Annotated in this window: 14 protein-coding genes and 1 tRNA gene; 2 read left to right on the top strand and 13 right to left on the bottom strand. The window is 72.0% G+C overall.

All coding sequences use genetic code 11. The annotated features are described in order from the left end of the window. Positions 1–118: 118 nt before the first annotated feature. A complete protein-coding gene (locus ABD286_RS11490; protein WP_344193501.1) occupies positions 119–1237 on the top strand; it encodes an endonuclease/exonuclease/phosphatase family protein in 1119 nt (372 codons plus the stop codon). Between the two features lie 14 nt (positions 1238–1251). On the opposite strand, the gene ABD286_RS11495 is transcribed toward ABD286_RS11490, so the two are convergent. The 3 genes from ABD286_RS11495 to ABD286_RS11505 all read right to left on the bottom strand — a co-directional run bounded on the left by ABD286_RS11495 (position 1252) and on the right by ABD286_RS11505 (position 3718). Beyond that, positions 1252–1329: transfer RNA gene (locus tag ABD286_RS11495), tRNA-Leu, on the bottom strand. Between the two features lie 72 nt (positions 1330–1401). Then, a complete protein-coding gene (locus ABD286_RS11500) occupies positions 1402–2235 on the bottom strand; it encodes an SDR family NAD(P)-dependent oxidoreductase (protein ID WP_344193503.1) in 834 nt (277 codons plus the stop codon). Next, on the bottom strand, positions 2228–3718 hold the full coding sequence (locus ABD286_RS11505; protein WP_344193505.1) for a flavin-containing monooxygenase: 1491 nt from the start codon (positions 3716–3718) through the stop codon (positions 2228–2230). Before ABD286_RS11505 ends, ABD286_RS11500 begins: the two co-directional genes overlap by 8 nt. A 52-nt stretch (positions 3719–3770) precedes the next feature. Here ABD286_RS11505 and ABD286_RS11510 point away from each other — a divergent pair, with 52 nt between their 5' ends. Further along, positions 3771–4436, top strand: coding sequence for a TetR/AcrR family transcriptional regulator (locus ABD286_RS11510; RefSeq protein ID WP_344193507.1), 666 nt, complete (start codon positions 3771–3773; stop codon positions 4434–4436). On the opposite strand, the gene ABD286_RS11515 is transcribed toward ABD286_RS11510, so the two are convergent. From ABD286_RS11515 to mfd, 10 genes are all read right to left on the bottom strand, one after another. Further along, positions 4425–5864 (bottom strand): MCE family protein, encoded by a 1440-nt coding sequence (locus ABD286_RS11515; RefSeq protein ID WP_344193509.1) that lies wholly within the window; start codon positions 5862–5864, stop codon positions 4425–4427. The genes ABD286_RS11510 and ABD286_RS11515 overlap by 12 nt on opposite strands. A gap of 54 nt (positions 5865–5918) precedes the next feature. Then, positions 5919–6890 carry a Ppx/GppA phosphatase family protein gene (locus ABD286_RS11520; protein WP_344193511.1) on the bottom strand — a complete coding sequence of 324 codons (972 nt, stop codon included), beginning with the start codon at positions 6888–6890 and terminating at the stop codon, positions 5919–5921. Next, positions 6887–7411: a DUF501 domain-containing protein gene (locus tag ABD286_RS11525; protein ID WP_425565369.1), complete on the bottom strand. Its 525-nt coding sequence runs from the start codon at positions 7409–7411 to the stop codon at positions 6887–6889. Before ABD286_RS11525 ends, ABD286_RS11520 begins: the two co-directional genes overlap by 4 nt. Positions 7412–7453: 42 nt before the next feature. Then, complete coding sequence (locus ABD286_RS11530) at positions 7454–8065, bottom strand: FtsB family cell division protein (RefSeq protein WP_344193515.1); 612 nt, start codon at positions 8063–8065, stop codon at positions 7454–7456. A 29-nt stretch (positions 8066–8094) separates the two neighbouring features. Continuing rightward, complete coding sequence (gene eno, locus ABD286_RS11535; protein WP_344193517.1) at positions 8095–9390, bottom strand: phosphopyruvate hydratase; 1296 nt, start codon at positions 9388–9390, stop codon at positions 8095–8097. A gap of 141 nt (positions 9391–9531) precedes the next feature. Further along, positions 9532–10455, bottom strand: coding sequence for a pseudouridine-5'-phosphate glycosidase (locus tag ABD286_RS11540; RefSeq protein WP_344193519.1), 924 nt, complete (start codon positions 10453–10455; stop codon positions 9532–9534). Continuing rightward, positions 10452–11681 (bottom strand): PfkB family carbohydrate kinase, encoded by a 1230-nt coding sequence (locus tag ABD286_RS11545; RefSeq protein WP_344193521.1) that lies wholly within the window; start codon positions 11679–11681, stop codon positions 10452–10454. Before ABD286_RS11545 ends, ABD286_RS11540 begins: the two co-directional genes overlap by 4 nt. Before the next feature lie 51 nt (positions 11682–11732). Next, the gene (locus ABD286_RS11550) at positions 11733–12731 is read right to left on the bottom strand and encodes a nucleoside triphosphate pyrophosphohydrolase (RefSeq protein ID WP_344193523.1); all 999 of its coding nucleotides are present in this window, start codon (positions 12729–12731) and stop codon (positions 11733–11735) included. Between the two features lie 7 nt (positions 12732–12738). Further along, positions 12739–13233, bottom strand: a complete 495-nt coding sequence (locus ABD286_RS11555; RefSeq protein ID WP_344193525.1) for a hypothetical protein — start codon at positions 13231–13233, stop codon at positions 12739–12741. 162 nt (positions 13234–13395) lie between these two features. Beyond that, a complete protein-coding gene (gene mfd, locus ABD286_RS11560) occupies positions 13396–16974 on the bottom strand; it encodes a transcription-repair coupling factor (RefSeq protein ID WP_344193527.1) in 3579 nt (1192 codons plus the stop codon). Positions 16975–17253 lie beyond the last annotated feature (279 nt).

The raw sequence follows: 17253 nt of genomic DNA on the forward strand, positions 1-17253 counted from the left end.
CCCCAGAATACGTGCGGGACCCACCCGAGAGTTCCCGTGCCACGCCCCCCGTGGACGGTGGCGAGAATTCACACGGCGCATCTGGCGTGCCGCGGGGCCGGCGGAGGACGCTTGGGTCGTGAGGATCGCGAGCTTCAACGTGGAGAACCTCTTCGACCGCGCCACCCTCCTGGCCGCCGACGACTGGGCCACGCACCGCGTCCTGCTGGAGAAGTACGCGCGCCTGACGCGGATCCTCCAGCGCCCGACGTACACCGCGGAGGACAAGACCCTGATCGTCCTGCTGCTCGCCGACCTCGGCCTCGCTGCGTCCGACTCCGGGACGTGGGTGAGGTTGCGCCAGAACCGCGGCCGCCTCGTCACCCGGCGACGGGCCGGCGGCATGAGCGTGGTCGCCGACGGTCGCAGCGACTGGGTCGGCTGGCTCGAGCTCACCACCCAGGCGGTCTCCGAGCTCACGGCGCGGCACACCGCACAGGTGGTGCACGACCTCGGCGCCGACGTGCTGGGAGTCGTCGAGGCCGAGAGCCGGATCGCCCTGCAACGCTTCAACGTCGACCTGCTGCGACCCCTCGGCAACCGCATCTACGGCCACGTGATGCTCATCGACGGCAACGACGACCGCGGCATCGACGTCGGCATCATGACGCGCGGCGACCACCCCATCGAGCGCATCGTCAGCCATGTCGACGACGCCGATCTCGCCGGGCTCGTCTTCGGGCGGGACTGCCCCGAGTACACGGTCACGCTCCCCGGGGGCGGCACGCTGCTGGTGCTGGTCAACCACTTCAAGTCCAAGGGGTACGGCCAGGCTGCGGACTCGAACCGGCGTCGGCGCCGGCAGGCCGAACGCGTCGCCGAGATCTACCGCCGTCGCCGGGCCGAGGGCCACGAGCACGTGGTCGTGCTCGGCGACCTCAACGACACCCCGGACTCGGCACCGCTGGCCCCGCTCCTCGTCGGCAGCGCGGGCGAGCCGTCCGACCTGCGGGACATCTCGGCCCACCCGGGCTTCGACGACGGCGGCTACCCGGGGACCTACACGACCGGGCGCGCGGGCAACAAGATCGACTACATCCTCTGCTCCCCCGCCGTCTTCGCCGCGATCACGGCGGCGGGGATCTTCCGCAAGGGGGTCTGGACCGCCTCGAACCGGTGGGAGATGTACCCGACCCTGACCCGCGAGCAGGACGCGGCGTCGGACCACGCCGCCCTCTGGGTCGACGTCGACCTCTGAGCGACCGGGCGCACTGGTGCCCCCGACGGGGGTCGAACCCGCACCTGTGGCGATTTTAAGTCGCCTGCCTCTGCCAGTTGGGCCACGGGGGCGCGCCCAGTATGCCGCGAGCCCACTTGCGCCGCGGGACCTCCCGGTGCGTGCCGCCGGGAGGTCCGTGGCCGTCAGTGACCGCGGGCGGCGAGCCGCCGGGCGCCGGTGGCCTGGAGCTGGATGACCGCCCGGGTGACCACGGGGACGTAGCGCAGGCCGCGCCAGGTGAGGTGCGCCATCGCCCCGACCGGGATGACGGCCTTGTTGGCCGCCAGGCCGTCCACGCCGCGCTTCGCGGTGAGCTCGGCGGTGAGGAACCTCGGCTGGAGCATCCGGACGCGGGACCGGACGCTGCTGCCGCCGAAGCTGGCCGGCGCCTCGTACATCTCGTCCAGGAGCGGGGTGTCGACGAACCCGGGGCACAGCACGCTCACCTGGATGCCCAGCGCCGCTGCCTCGGCGCGCAGTGCGGTCGAGAGCCCGACCACGGCGTGCTTGGTCGTCGTGTAGGGCAGCATCGACGGGGCCGGGATGAGACCGGCCAGCGACGCGGTGTTGAGGATGTGGCCGCTCCCCTGGGCGCGCATCACCTCGTAGGCGGCGGTCACGCCGTTGACGACCCCGCGGAGGTTGACGTCGATCGCCTTGTCCCAGTGGCGCTCGTCGAGCTCCTCGAGCAGGCCGCCGATGCCGATACCGGCGTTGTTGACCATGACGTCGAGGCGTCCGTGCTGGGCGACGACGTCCTGCACCACCGTGCGCACGGCAGCGGCGTCGGCCACGTCGAGCGCGACGGCCGAGCACCACGGGCCGAGCTCACGGGCGGTCGCCTCCGCGGCGTCGAGGTTGAGGTCGGCGAGGACGACGTGGCTGCCGCGGCCGACGAGCTCGGCGGCGATCGCCTTGCCGATCCCCGACGCGCCACCGGTGACGATGCTGACCTTGGGCTCGAACGTCTTACGCATCAACGGGTTCCTTTGCTGAGGGAGGGTTTGCGGGGACGGTGACGCGTTCGAAGACCGAGTCGTCCATCGTCCGGGTGCGCCACCAGTAGGCGATCGTGGATCCGGGCCACAGGGCGGTGTTGTGGCCGAACCTGTCGAGGTACCAGCTCTTGCAGCCGGTGGCCCAGACGGTGTGCCGCGAGCGTCGCTGCATCTCGTCGGTGAAGGCGTCCTGCGCGGCCTCGGTGGTCACGCGGGCCCCGCCGCGGGCCCGGTCCAGCCCCTGGAGGATGTAGCGGGTGGCGAACTCGGTCATCATGACGACCGAGCTGTGGCCGAGCCCCGTGTTGGGGCCGAGCAGCAGGTAGAGCTCGGGGAACCCGGCCACGGTGATGCCGAGGTGGCTGTGGGCGCCCGTGGACCAGGCGTCCTCGAGGGTGCGTCCCTCGAGGCCGCGGATGCCCATCCGGTCGTAGCTGCCGGTGAGCGAGAACCCGGTGCCGAGCACGATCGCGTCGACCTCGTGGCGGGCGCCGTCGGCGGTGACCACGGCGTCGGGCTCGACCCGCTCGATCGGCGACGTCACGAGGTCGACGTCGTCGCGGTCGAAGGTTGGCCAGTAGGTGCTGGACAGCAGGATCCGCTTGCAGCCCAACGTGTAGTCGGGGGTCAGTGCGGCCCGCACCTGCGGGTCGCGCACGGCCTTCGCGAGCTCGCGCCGCGCAATACGCTCTGCTGCCCGGGCGATGACCGGGAAGCGGACGAAGAGCGGGGCCTGGGCCTCCATCCGCCAGTAGGTGAGCCAGCGGACCGCGCGCTGCAGCGCCGGCCGGCGGCGGAACGCCTCCTGGCGTCGCGTGCTCCACGGCAGGTCCTTCTTGGGCAGCGTCCAGGCAGGGGTCCGCTGGAAGACCGTGGTGCGCGCAGCCCGGGGGGCCAGCTCGGGGACGAGCTGGACCGAGCTCGCCCCGGTGCCGACGACGGCGACCCGCCGGCCGTCGAGGGCGTCGCGCTCCGGCCACTGTGCGGTGTGGATGACCTCACCGGCGAAGTCGGACAGGCCGGGGAAGTCCGGGAGGGAGGGCTCGTGCAGGGCCCCGACCCCGAGGACCAGGGCGTCCGCCGTCCACCGGCGACCGTCCGCGGCGGCGAGCTCCCAGCGCTGTTGTGCCTCGTCGTACTCGGCGGCGACGAGGTCCGCGCCGAAGACGATCCGCTCGCGCAGTCCGTGGCGGTCGACGACGTCGCGCAGGTAGCCCCAGATCTCCGGGGCGGTGGCGTAGTCGCGGCTCCAGTCCGGCTTCTGGTCGAACGAGAAGCTGTAGAGACGGGACGGCACGTCGCAGGCGCACCCGGGGTACCGGTTGTCGCGCCAGGTGCCGCCCACGTCGTCGGCCCGCTCCAGGATGACGAAGTCGTCACCGCGCTGGGCGAGCCGGACCGCCATGCCGAGGCCCGAGAAACCGGTGCCGACGACGACGACCTGGTGGTGGGGAGTGGCCATGAGCGGCAACTTACCATCAGTAAGTTACCAGCGGTAGCGGTAGGGTTGGGGCGTGCCCACGACCACCTCCTCCGCGCGCCGGGCCTCCACCACCGGGCCCGACCGACCGACCCGGGTCAGGATGCCCCGCGCCCAGCGCGAGGAGCAGATCCTCACGATTGCCGAGCAGGTCTTCGCCGAGCGGGGCTACCAGGCGACGACGATGGAGGACATCGCCGAGCAGGTCGGGGTCACCAAACCGCTGATCTACGAGTACTTCGGCTCCAAGGAGGGCCTGCTGGCCGCGTGCATCAACCGCGCCCGGACCCAGCTCCGCGAGGCCACCGAGGCCTCGTGGGCCGCCGTCGGTCCGGACGCCTCCCTGGAGGAGGTCTTCCGCGCCGGGGTGCGGGCCTTCTTCACGTTCATCGACGGCCACGCGACGGCCTTCGTCCTGATCCAGCAGGAGGGCGCAGTCGCGTCGCAGGCCAGCCCGCTCATCGAGTCGATCCGCGAGCAGCAGTCCGCCGCGACCGTGGCCACCTTCCGGGCCGCGCCCGCCCTCGCGGGCGTCCCCGACGTGCTGCTCGAGGGGTATGCCGAGGTGGTGATCGGCGCGTGCGAGCGCCTCGCGCTGTGGCGCGCGGGACGGAGCGACGTCGGGGTCGACGACGCCACCGACATCGTCGTGTCGAGCGTCTGGGGTGGCCTCGCCGCCCTGGTCCCGTCAGCCGGGTGACTGGGAGACCGTCGCTCCGCGCAGCATCGGTCCCGCGAGCAGGGTGGTGATCGCGGAGGGCGCGCGCCCCGGGTCGAGCAGGGCGCCGACGACCGCCTGCTCCTGCGTGGTGCCGGCCAGGCCGGCATCGGGATCGGTCACCGCCGCCCCGGCAGCACCGGAGAGCAGGCCCGGCAGGGCCGAGAACTCGGGGTTCGCGGGGTAGCCGCCGATGTTGTCGGTGCCGTCGTCGAACTTCTTGCCCGGGACCGGTCGAGCCTGCGACGTCCTCGGGTCGGGGAGCAGGCCGCAGCTGGCCGGGCGACGCTCCCCCCACCGCGGTTCCTCCCCCGTCCGGTACCCCGGACGCTGAGGGGCGACCTCGACGGTGATGTGGAAGGTGTCGTCCCGGAACGCCTCGTCGATGCGGGGCCGCCAGTCCACGAGCGCCTCGGTGAAGCACGGGTACTGCGGGGAGTACTTCGCGAACAGCTCCACCGTCGGCCGCTGCACCTGACCCACCCGGATGATCCGCTCCCCGTTCGCCTCCAGGAACCCCGACGCCTCGTTCGCGAACCCCGCCGTCCCCGCCAGGAACCCCGCCAACACATCCTTCTTCTGCACGATCGTCGTGTTCGTCGTCGCCAACGTCGACGCCGCCCGCACCAGATCCGGCGCCGCCACCGCATACGTGCTCGCCAGGTCAGCCAACCCCGAGATGTCCGCCTGGATCACCGGCACCTTCGGATTGATCTCCTTGAAGTAGGAGTCCACCAGCACCAGGTTCTGACCCAACCGCGTCCCACGACCCTCCAACGCCGACGCCAACGCGTTCAACGTCGCCGACAGCTTCGCCGGCTCCACCGCCCGCAACAACGGCAACAGGTCCGCGAACACCTTCTCCAGCTCGATCGCCACGCTCGACCGGTCCTGGGTGATGACGTCACCGGCCCTGATCGGGGCGGCGGGCTCGGCCTGGGGCACGAGGTCGACGTACCGCTCACCGAAGAGGGTCTTGGGCAGGAGCCGGGCGTGGACGTTGGCCGGGATGAGGTCGACCGAGTCGGGATCGAGCGCGAGCCCGAGCCGCGCCCCGTCACCGGTGGTCTCCACCGAACGCATCTGCCCGACGATGACGCCCCGGACCTTGACGTCGGCCGCGGTCTGCAGCTGCGACCCGATGCGGTCGGTCTCGAGCGTGACGCGGACGACGCGGGTGAAGACCTGGGCGTACGACGCGATGGACACCGAGATGAGCAGGCCGACCACGAGGAGGAAGGCGAGGCCGTACGTCTTGTCGCTCAGCCGGGCGAGGCCACCGGTCGCCGGGCCGAGCGGTGAACGTGGTGTCGTCGGCAGCCGGGCAGCCTCGAGCCGCCCGGGATCAGCCAGAGACGGGTCAGCCGGGTCAGCGACAGGGCGGGCGCGCTCGACGTCGACCGTCCTCACCACCCTTCGTTGCGTGATGTACGACACCGTGGCAACGAGCGAACGGGGTGGAGGTTACGTCCGGTTTCGACCGGACTCGACGGCGTCGGCGACCGACAGGGCGATGCCGTCGAGGATGTCGTGCTCCGAGGTCACCACGCGGTCGACACCGAGGTCGGCCATCCGCTGGACGACCTCGCGCCAGACCAGGGCACCGGCACCGATGACGTCGACGCGACCCGGGTGCATGAAGCCGAGCGCCGCCCGCTCGTCCCGCGTCATCTCCAGCAGCTCCTCGCAGGCCCGCAGGACGGCTTCGCTGGAGAGCTCGGCGAGGTGGATGCGCTCGGGCTGGTAGCTCGTCAGGCCCAGCGCGTGCGCGGTCACGGTGGTCACGCTGCCGGCGAGGCCGACGAGGGTCTGCACCCCGTCGAGCTCGACGCGCTCGCGGGCGAGCTCGATCGCCGCTTCGACGTCGGCCACCGCGGCGGCGACCTCGGCCGCCGTCGGTGGGTCGGAGCGCAGGTGGCGCTCGGTCATCCGGACGCAGCCGACGTCGACCGACCGGCCCGACTCGACCGTGTCGAGGCCGCGGACCAGCTCGGTCGAGCCGCCGCCAAGGTCCACGACGAGGTAGGGCCCGGGGATGCCGGCAGCGCGCAGGTCACCGGTGGCCCCGCGGAACGACAACCCGGCCTCCTCGTCGCCGGAGACGACCTCGGGGGTGGTGCCGTAGTGGGCGAAGGCCTCGCGGACGCCGGTGACGAACTCGTCGGCGTTCGAGGCGTCGCGGGAGGCCGAGGTCGCCACGAAGCGGACCTGCTCGGCACCGAGCTCTCGGCACTGCCCGGCGTACTCCGACGCCATCGCGAGGGTCCGGCGCATGGCCTCGGGGTCGATCTGCCCGGTCCGGTCCACGCCGTACCCGAGGCGCACGACCTCCATCCGGCGCAGCACGTCGGTGAGCGCACCGGTGTGGGGGTCGATGTCGGCGACGAGCAGCCGGATCGAGTTGGTGCCGCAGTCGACGGCCCCGACGCGCGTCACGCGGACGTGCCGTCCGGCACGCACGAGCCGTTCGACCACCAGTCGCCGAGCAGTGCGAGCGTCTCGTCACCGAGGGGGTTCACGCCGGGACCCGCGGCGAGGGAGTGCGCCGCGAGGACGTGCAGGCACTTCACGCGGGTGGGCATGCCGCCCGCGGAGATGCCCTCGATCTCCTCGACCCGGCCGAGCTCGTACCGGCGCCGCAGGTAGTCCTCGTGCGCGGCGGCATACCGGGCCGCGAGGTCCTCGTCCGCGGCGAGGCGGTCGGTCATCTCCTTCATCACGCCCTGGCTCTCCAGGGTCGAGATGGCTCCGGTGAGCTTGGGGCAGGTCGCGTAGAACGTCGTCGGGAACGGTGTCCCGCCCGGCAGCCGCGGCTCGGTGGTGAGCACGTCGGGCCGGCCGCAGGGGCAGCGGTGGGCCACTGCGACGACACCGCGCGGCACCCGGCCGAGCTGGACGTCGACGGCGGCGATGTCGGCCTGCGTGGGTGGCTGGGCCTGGGGCACGTCGGGGGGCAGTTCGGTCACGTCGGGGAGGTCACTTCTGCTGGTGTGGTCGGGTCACTTGCCGGGGGTCGCAGAGCCGGACGTCGCCGCCGGGCCGGAGTCGGCCACGCGGACCGACTCCCAGAGCTGGCCGTACCACGGGTGGTCGCTCGAGGCCGCAGGCGCCTTGGCCACCCCGGGCAGGGCCTTCGCCGACGGCTTGCCGTCGATCACGGTGTAGGACTTCTCGCCGACCTTGACGAACTTGAGGCGTTCGCGGGCCTGCTGCATGACGTAGGCCTCGTCGTCCCAGCGGGCCTGCTCCTTCTGGAGCTCGGCGACCTGGGCGCGCTGCTGGCCGACTCCCTCGTTGAGCGCGTCGATCTCCCCCTGCTGGCGCAGGTAGGACCGCAGCGTGGGCACGAGCGTCACGGCGAGCAGCACGAGGATCGTCGCGAGGACGACCCCGCGCAGCACCGTGCGCGACGCCTTGCGCTCGGTGGCGACCTGCGCGGACGCCGCCTTGCGGACCGCGCCGGACGCCGTGGCGCGTGAGCGCCCGGGCCCCGCCCCCGGTCGGGCGGAGGTACCGCGCGAGCTGCTGCGCGCCGTACCTCCCGAGCGGGGCGCGGCAGGACGGCGGGGCGGTGTGCCCGACCCGCTCGTCCCGTGTCCCGTTCCTGCCATGGCTGTCCCGACCGACCCGTGTCCGGCCGTCAGGCCTTGCTGCCGGCCGAGAAGCGCGGGAAGGCGCCGACCCCGGCGTAGCGGGCGGCGTCGTCGAGCTCCTCCTCGATGCGCAGGAGCTGGTTGTACTTGGCGACGCGCTCGGACCGGGCCGGGGCGCCGGTCTTGATCTGGCCGCAGTTGGTGGCGACGGCGAGGTCGGCGATGGTGACGTCCTCGGTCTCGCCGGAACGGTGGCTCATCATGCAGCGGTAGCCGTTGCGGTGGGCGAGGTCGACGGCGTCGAGGGTCTCGGTGAGCGAGCCGATCTGGTTGACCTTGACGAGCAGGGCGTTGGCCGTGCGGGCGTCGATGCCGCGCTGGAGGCGCACGGGGTTGGTGACGAACAGGTCGTCGCCGACGATCTGCACCCGGTCGCCGAGGCGGTCGGTCATGGCCTTCCAGCCGTCCCAGTCCTCCTCGTCGAGCGGGTCCTCGATGGAGACCAGCGGGTAGCTGTCGACGAGCTCGGCGTAGTAGTCGATCATCTCGGCCGAGGTCTTGGACGCACCCTCGAACGCGTAGGTGCCGTCCTCGTTGTGGAACTCGCTGGCCGCGACGTCGAGGGCCAGGGCGATCTGCGTGCCCGCCTCGTAGCCGGCCTTCTCGATGGCGATGAGGATGAGGTCGAGGGCGGCGCGGTTGGACTCGAGGTTCGGCGCGAAGCCACCCTCGTCGCCGAGGCCGGTGGCCAGGCCCTTCTCCTTGAGCACGCTCTTGAGCGAGTGGTAGACCTCGGTGCCCCAGCGCAGCGCCTCCTTGAAGGAGTCGGCGCCGATGGGGGCGATCATGAACTCCTGGATGTCGACGTTGGAGTCGGCGTGGCTGCCACCGTTGAGGATGTTCATCATCGGGACGGGCAGGACGTGGGCGTTCGGGCCGCCGACGTAGCGGAACAGCGGGAGGCCGGAGGACTCCGCGGCGGCCTTGGCCACGGCCAGGGAGACACCGAGGATCGCGTTGGCGCCGAGCTTGCCCTTGTTGTCGGTGCCGTCGAGGTCGAGCATGACCTGGTCGATGATCCGCTGCTCGCTGGCCTCGTAGCCGACGAGCTTGGGGTTGATGTCGTCGAGCACGGCGTCGACCGCCTGCTCGACACCCTTGCCGAGGTAGCGCTTCTTGTCGCCGTCGCGGCGCTCTGAGGCCTCGAACGCGCCGGTGGAGGCGCCGGAGGGAACGGCTGCCCGGGCGATGGTGCCGTCGTCGAGGGCCACCTCGACCTCGACCGTGGGGTTGCCTCGTGAGTCGAGGATCTCGCGGGCGCCTACTGCGTCAATGGTGGCCACAGACATCTCCATCAGTGCTCGAAACCAGGGGTCCAACAGGTACCCGACGAGGCTACCCGCTGCCCCCTCCCCCGTCGGCGACCGACCCGCAGTCCGGACGTATGGCGCGGGGCGGGCCCCGCGCCATACGTCACCGGCAGGTCAGGTGAGCCGCTGGTGGGCGACGGCGATCGCGGCACCGAGGCGGGCGTTGTCGCGGACGAGCGCGATGTTGGTGTCCAGCGAGCGGCCGTCGGAGAGCTCGACGATGCGGCCGAGCAGGAACGGCGTGATGTCCTTGCCGTGGATGCCGCGTTCGTCGCACTCGGCGAGCGCCTGGTCGATGAGCACCCCGATCTCGGCCGCGGGGATCTCGTCGTCGGCGGGCACGGGGTTGGCGACGGCGATCGCTCCGGCCAGGCCCAGGTCCCACTTGGCGGCCATCATCGCAGCGATCTCGTCGGCGGAGTCGGCCCGCAGCGGGGCGCGGTGGCCGCTGGAGCGGGAGTAGAACGACGGGAACTCGTCGCTGCCGCGGACGACGACCGGTACGCCGAGGGTCTCGAGCGTCTCGAGGGTGAGGCCGATGTCGAGGATCGACTTCACGCCGGCGCTGACGACGGCGACGTCGGTCTGGCCGAGCTCGGTGAGGTCGGCCGAGATGTCGAAGCTGTGCTCGGCGCCGCGGTGGACCCCACCCAGTCCGCCGGTGACGAACACCCGGATCCCGGCGAGGGCCGCGAGGCGCATCGTGGCCGCGACGGTCGTCGCGCCGTGCGCGCGGCGGGCGATGACGTGCGGGAGGTCGCGCAGGCTGACCTTGGCGACGTCGGGGTGGGTGGCGAGGGTCTCGAGCTCGTCGCGGTCCAGGCCGATGCGCGGCACACCGTCGAGCACCGCGATGGTGGCCGGGGTCGCGCCGCCGTCGCGGATGATCTGCTCGACCTCCACGGCCATGGCGACGTTGCGCGGGTAGGGCATGCCGTGGCTGATGATCGTGCTCTCCAGGGCCACGACCGGCCGGCCCGCCGCGAGCGCGTCGGCGACCTCGGCATTGAGGCGCAGTGAGTGGTGGGGCGTGGTCATCGGGACTCCTTGGTCGGGCGGCGGTGGGTGGAGGGTGTGGTCGAGCGGGAGGTGGTCGGCACGGCGGTCCTGGTCGCGGTGGCCGATGCGGTGCTGGCAGCGGCGGCCTTGGCGAGCTCGGCGTCGACGAGCCGCGGGGTGAGGTCGGGGCGCACCGTCTCCGAGCTCGAGACGGTCAGACCGGCCGCCATCTGGCCGAACCGCGCGGCGTCGGCGGGGCTGTCGCCGCGCAGGATCGCATGCACGAACGCCGCGGTCATCGAGTCACCGGCACCCGTGACGTCGACGACCTTGACGGCCGGGGCCGGCAGCAGGGTGACAGTGACCCGGCCGTCGTCACCGAGGCTGCTGAGCAGGCTGCCCCGGGTGCCACGGCGGACCCAGACGTGCTGGACTCCGAGCCCGTGGACGATCCGGGCCGCCCGCGAGATCGCGGCGCGGGTCTGGGCGACCGGCGCCCCGACGAGGGCGGCGAGCTCGTCGAGGTTCGGGGTCAGGGCGAGCAGTGGACGCTGCGGCGAGAGCATGGTCACGAGGTGGCGCGCCTTGGCGACGCTCACCGGGTCGATGACGACCGGCACCTGCACGGCGGCTGCGAAGTCGAGCAGCCACGCCGCCGGCGCCTGCGGCACGTTGCCGTCGACGACGAGCAGGTCGGCGTGGGTGATGAGGTCGCGGGCCGCACCGAGCTGGCGGACGGTGAGCCGGTCGGTCATCGCCATGTTGGACACGGCGACGAGCAGCTCTCCCGTCGCGTCCATGACCGCCAGATAGGTGCCGGTGCTGCCCTCGGTCACGATCATGTGGTCGACGGCGACGCCGGCCGCACGCGTCATGGCCAGGACCTGCTCGCCGAAGGCGTCGCGCCCCACCGGTGCCACGAGGTGCGTCGGGCTGCCGAGCCGGGCGAGGTTCTCTGCGATGTTGCGTCCCACCCCGCCCGGTGTCGTGACCGCTGCCCCGGGGTTGGAGGTGTGCAGCTGCGCCGGCTCGGCCGAGTGCGCCTTGACGTCCATGTTGGCGCCGCCGACGACCACCACGGACTGCGCCTCGGACCGCACGACGTACCCGCGACCGAGGATCTCGCCCTTCTTCGTGAGGTTCGACAGGTGCACGGAGACGGCAGCCTTGGTGGCACCGAGCCGCTCGGCGATCCCCGCGGCGTCCAGCATCGGCTGCGCGCGCAGCAGCTCGACGATGTCCCGTTCACGCTGGGTGAGGCTCATACTTGGAATCCTAAAGGAAACTTACATTTCCAAAGGATGGAATCGCCGACGTCAGTCGATGCCCGCGGACCTGACCTGCTCGTCGAGCTCGCGCAGCACCCGCCGCAGCTCGGTGTCGGCATCGCTGCCCTCAGCACGCGCCCTCGCGACGAGGGCCAGCAGCTCGTGGCCCAGGTCGCCGGGAGGCGGCGTCGGCAGCGCTCCGCGACCGGTGCGCTCCCAGCGGGCGACGACCTTGCCGGCCGCGAGGAGCGCGGGCAACGACGCCGGTATGCCGTGCAGCAGCCCGTCGTGCCCCACCTCCCCACCGGGGTGCGAGGCTTTCGTGGCGCGCTCGGCCGCCTTGATCTGCTCCCAGCTGGCCTCGACCTCGGCCGGTGTGCTGGCGCCACCGTCGGCGAACACGTGCGGGTGGCGTCGGACGAGCTTCTCCACGAGCGTCCCCGCGACGTCGTCGATGTCGAACGGCTCGGTGGCGTGGTCCTGAGCGACCCTCGACTGGAAGGCGACCTGGAGCAGGACGTCCCCGAGCTCCTCCCGGATGTGGTCGCGGTCGCCGGACGCGATCGCCTCGGCCGCCTCGTGCGACTCCTCGATGAGGTACTTCACGAGCGACTCGTGGGTCTGCTCGGCGTCCCACGGGCAGCCCCCCGGTGAGCGCAGCCGGTCCATCACGGCGACGACGTCGAGCAGGCGTGCGCCCGGGACGTCCCAGGACGCGACGAGGACCTCGACCTCCGGGGGTTGGCCCAGCCGCGACACCTCGGAGGCGACCGCGTCGGTCAGCCCGGGGTCACCGTCCGCGGACGCGACCCAGACGACCTCGGCCTGCGCGGCACGGTCCATGAGGTCGCGGGCCAGGTCCGGGGCGGACGCCGCACCGAGGAACGTGACCTCGAGACCGGCCTGGATCACGGCGTCGGCCAGCGGCTCCTCGGCGTCGCGGGCGAGCACCATGGTCGCCGCGTCGAGGGTCTGCCAGGCGACCCGGGTGAACAGCCCCGGCGCGATCCGCGGACTGCCGACCAGCAGCGAGAGGCGTCCGGGCACCGCCCGGTCAGCCCTGCGGGGTGGCGGCAGGTGCGGGCGCCTCGGCAGGCGCGGGCTTGATCCAGTTGGGGGTGCTGGGGTCAAAGCTGATCTTCTGCGGATCGAACGTGCCGTACCGCGGGTTGATCGTGATGTCGGCCTTCTGCGCCAGCGTGACCGCGCGGGACTGCTCCTCGGACGTCATCTGGTTGAAGGCGAGGCTCGCCTTGACCAGCTCGAGCGTCGAGGGAGCCGGGTCCTGGATCGTCTGGATGGCGGTGCGCGCCGCCGAGTCGGACAGACCCTTGCCGGCGTCGTTGGCCACCGTGTTGATGAAGCCGGCCATCACGAGGCTGGCGACGGCGCTCGAGGTGGTGATCCCCGAGTCGGGCTGTGCGGCGAGGATCTGGCGGGACGCCTCCTGGGCCTCCTGCTCGGTGATCCGCTGTCCGTCGACGATCGCGGCGGTGTCGGCGGTGGAGCACCCGGAGACGGCGAGCACACCCGCCGTCGCGATGGCCACGACCGAACCACGCAGGACCTGTCGCAAAGCTGTCGGACGTGCCTTCACAGACTTCCCTTTCTCCGTGCCCACATCGGGCTCACCTGGCACAGACCGTACCTGCACCGCTGCCGGCCGTGCCCACCGCGCCATACCTGATGCGCCGCACCTACCGAGTCGCACCTACCGCGCCGTGCCCACCCGGGCCGCGTCGGCGACGCTGCCCAGCAGGACCGCACGGATGAGGTCGCTGGCCCACTGCAAGACTGCCGTGTCGCGCAGCGGTTTGCCAGCCACCCTCGCCGTGGTCGGCTTCGGCACGAGAATCGTATGCACCGACTCCTTGACCAGTGACTTGGGGTAGAGCCGCTGGAGCCGCAGCTGGGCCGACTCCGGCAGGTCGACCGGCCCGAACCGCACGTAGTTGCCCTGCACCGAGATGTCGGCCACCCCTGCGGCGCGGGCCACCGTGCGCAGCCGCGCCACCTCCATGAGGTTGCGCACCGGCTCCGGCAGGGCGCCGTACCGGTCCACGAGCTCGGCCTCGATCTCGCCGAGCTGGGCCTCGTCGACGACGCTGGCGAGCTTCTTGTAGGCCTCGAGCCGGAGCCGTTCGCCGGGCACGTAGTCGTGCGGCAGGTGCGCGTCGACCGGCAGCTCGATCTTGATCTCGGTGGGTGCGGTCTCCCCGTCACCACGGAACTCGGCGACCGCCTCGCCGACGAGGCGCACGTAGAGGTCGAAGCCGACGCCGGCGATGTGGCCGGACTGCTCACCGCCGAGCAGGTTGCCGGCGCCGCGGATCTCGAGGTCCTTCATGGCGATCTGGATGCCGGAGCCGAGGTCGGTGTGGCTGGCCATCGTCTGGAGCCGGTCGTGGGCCGTCTCGGTCATCGGCTTCTCGGGCGGGTAGAGGAAGTAGCAGTAGGCCCGCTCGCGCCCACGGCCGACGCGGCCGCGGAGCTGGTGCAGCTGCGAGAGCCCGAGCACGTCGGCGCGCTCGACGATCAGGGTGTTGGCGTTGGAGATGTCCAGACCCGTCTCGACGATCGTCGTGCAGACGAGCACGTCGAACTTCTTGTCCCAGAAGTCGAGGACGACCTGCTCGAGCTTGTGCTCACCCATCTTGCCGTGGGCCGTCGCGACCCGGGCCTCGGGGACGAGCTCGCGGATGCGACCGGCGGCGCGCTCGATGCTCGACACCTTGTTGTGGACGAGGAACACCTGCCCCTCACGGAGCAGCTCGCGCCGGATCGCGGCGACGATCTGCTTCTCCTCGTAGGCACCGACGTAGGTCAGGACCGGGTGCCGCTCCTCGGGCGGGGTGGCCAGCGTCGACATCTCGCGGATGCCGGTCACCGCCATCTCCAGCGTGCGCGGGATCGGCGTGGCGGACATCGCGAGGATGTCGACTGCGGTGCGCAGCGCCTTGAGCTGCTCCTTGTGCTCGACGCCGAACCGCTGCTCCTCGTCGATGACGACCAGGCCGAGGTCCTTGTAGCGGATCTCCTTGGACAGCAGGCGGTGCGTGCCGATGACGAGGTCGACCGAGCCGTCGGCGAGGCCGGCGATCGTCTCCTTCGCCTCCTTGTCGGACTGGAACCGCGACAGCGCCTTCACCGTCACCGGGAACTGCGCGTAGCGCTCGGAGAACGTCTGGAAGTGCTGCTGCACCAGCAGCGTCGTCGGCACGAGCACCGCGACCTGCTTGCCGTCCTGGATCGCCTTGAACGCCGCGCGCACCGCGATCTCGGTCTTGCCGTAACCCACGTCGCCGCAGATCAGGCGGTCCATGGGCACGGTGCGCTCCATGTCGGCCTTGACCTCGTCGATCGAGCTGAGCTGGTCGGGCGTCTCGATGTAGGCGAAGGCGTCCTCGAGCTCGCGCTGCCACGGGGTGTCGGGGGCGAAGGCGTGCCCGGAGGTCGCCATGCGCGCGCTGTAGAGCTGGATGAGCTCGGCAGCGATCTGCTTGACGTAGCGACGGGCCTTGGACTTGGTCTGCTTCCAGTCCGAGCCGCCCATCTTGCTCAGCGTCGGCTGCTCGCCACCCACGTAGCGGGTGACCTGGTCGAGCTGGTCGGTCGGCACGTAGAGGCGGTCACCGGGTTGGCCGCGCTTGGAGGGGGCGTACTCGAGGACGAGGTACTCGCGCGTCGCCCCACCGACGGTGCGCTGCACCATCTCGACGAACTTCCCGACTCCGTGCTGCTCGTGGACGACGAAGTCGCCGGGCTTGAGCTGCAACGGGTCGACCTGGTTGCGCCGCCGCGAGGGCATCTTGCGCATGTCCTTGGTGGAGCCGCCCTGGCCCGGGGTGCCGGTGAGGTCGGTCTCGGTGAGCAGCACGAGCTGCCCGCCGGGCGCGACGAACCCCGACCCGACCGAGCCGGTCGCGAGGTGGACGATCCCCGGGGTCAGGTCGGCGAGGTCCGCGTCGAGGCGGGCCGGGACCGACTCGCCGGCCAGCACCTCCGCGACCCGGCGCGCGAGGCCGGAGCCCTCGGTGACGACGATGACGCGCCAGCCGTCGCCGACCCACTTCCGGAGGTCGGTGACCGCCTCGGGGGTGGAGCCGCGGTAGCGCGGCGCCTCCTCGAGCCCGGTGTTGACCACGGTCGCGTCGTCGTCGGCGAGCTCCTCGTCGGCGACGAACGGACCGAGGTCCCACCACGGCATACGGGCCTGCGCGGCGTGGGCGCGCAGGTCGGCGAGGCTCCAGAAGGAGGCGGTGCCGAGGACCCCCTGCAGGTCGATGGGGACGGCGTTGCCTGCGGCGGCGTTGGCCCACCCGGCGTCGAGGAACTCCTGGGAGGTCGCGACGAGGTCGTGGGCGCGGGTGCGCACCCGCTCGGGGTCGCACACCACGACCGCGGTGCCCTCGCGCAGGGTGTCGAGCACGCTCTCCATGCCGTCGACGAGTGCGGGCGCGAGCGACTCCATGCCCTCGACGGCGATGCCCTCGGCGAGCTTGCCGAGCAGGTCGGCCGCACCGGGGAGCTGCTCGAGCAGGGCAGCGGCCCGTTCGCGGACGGCCTCGGTGAGCAGGACCTCGCGGCACGGCGGCGCCCAGAGCCCGTGCTCGGCGACCTCGAGGCTGCGCTGGTCGGCGACCTTGAACCAGCGGATCTCCTCGACCGTGTCGCCCCAGTACTCCACGCGCACCGGGTGGTCCTCGGTCGGGGGGAAGACGTCGAGGATCCCGCCACGGACCGCGAACTCACCACGGCGCTCCACGAGGTCGGTGCGGGTGTATGCCGCCGCGGCGAGGTCCTCGACGACGCGCTCCAGCGGTGCCTCGTCCCCGGCCCTGAGGGCCACGGGGCGCAGCTCGCCCAGCCCCTTGGAGACGGGCTGCAGGACCGCGCGGACCGGGGCCACGACCACGTCGAGCGGGCCGTAGGTGGCGTCGTCGGGGTCGGGGTGGCGCAGGCGGCGCAGGACGGCCAGCCGCTTGCCGACGGTGTCGCTGCGCGGGCTGAGCCGCTCGTGCGGCAGCGTCTCCCAGGCCGGGAAGTCGGCCACGCGGTCGGGGTCGAGGAAGCACCCCAGGGCGGCGACGAGGTCCTCCGCCTCACGCGTCGTCGCGGTGATCGCCAGCAGCGGTCGTCCCGCCTCGCGGGCCATCGAAGCGACGAGGGCCGCGCGGGCCCCGGTGGGCGCGGACACGTCGACGGCGAGCTCGCCGGCGCGCGCGGCAGCGAGCGCGCGCCCGACACCGGGATCGGTGGCGAGCGCGTCGAGCAGCGGGGCGAGGGTCATGGGTGGGGGCTCCTGCAACGGCGAGGGACAGCACGAACGCCCCACGGCTGGTGCCGATGGGGTGTTCTCAAGGGTAGTCGCCGGTCCCGACACCCCTCACCGGCCCGGGCCGCTCGACCCTCCTGCCCCGCGGGGCATTGCGGTCGCGGACGGACACTCCGTCCCACGTCGGGCAACTCACTACTGCGTTTGCATGATCCGGTCCGCCGACCGTCCCCACAGGATGGTCGGACGGTGCAACGCGGCACGTGGCAATGGGGGACGCGTGAGAGGGATGGA

The organism is Pedococcus aerophilus (assembly GCF_039532215.1).
GTDB classification, from domain to species: Bacteria; Actinomycetota; Actinomycetes; order Actinomycetales; family Dermatophilaceae; genus Pedococcus; species Pedococcus aerophilus.

Bases quoted from the DNA above. Each gene is read 5' to 3' on its own strand.
- ABD286_RS11545 (WP_344193521.1), bottom strand. From the start codon at position 11,681: ATGAGCCTCACCCAGCGTGAACGGGACATCGTCGAGCTGCTGCGCGCG.
- ABD286_RS11530 (WP_344193515.1), bottom strand. From the start codon at position 8,065: ATGGCAGGAACGGGACACGGGACGAGCGGGTCGGGCACACCGCCCCGC.
- ABD286_RS11540 (WP_344193519.1), bottom strand. From the start codon at position 10,455: ATGACCACGCCCCACCACTCACTGCGCCTCAATGCCGAGGTCGCCGAC.
- ABD286_RS11505 (WP_344193505.1), bottom strand. From the start codon at position 3,718: ATGGCCACTCCCCACCACCAGGTCGTCGTCGTCGGCACCGGTTTCTCG.
- mfd (WP_344193527.1), bottom strand. From the start codon at position 16,974: ATGACCCTCGCCCCGCTGCTCGACGCGCTCGCCACCGATCCCGGTGTC.
- ABD286_RS11500 (WP_344193503.1), bottom strand. From the start codon at position 2,235: ATGCGTAAGACGTTCGAGCCCAAGGTCAGCATCGTCACCGGTGGCGCG.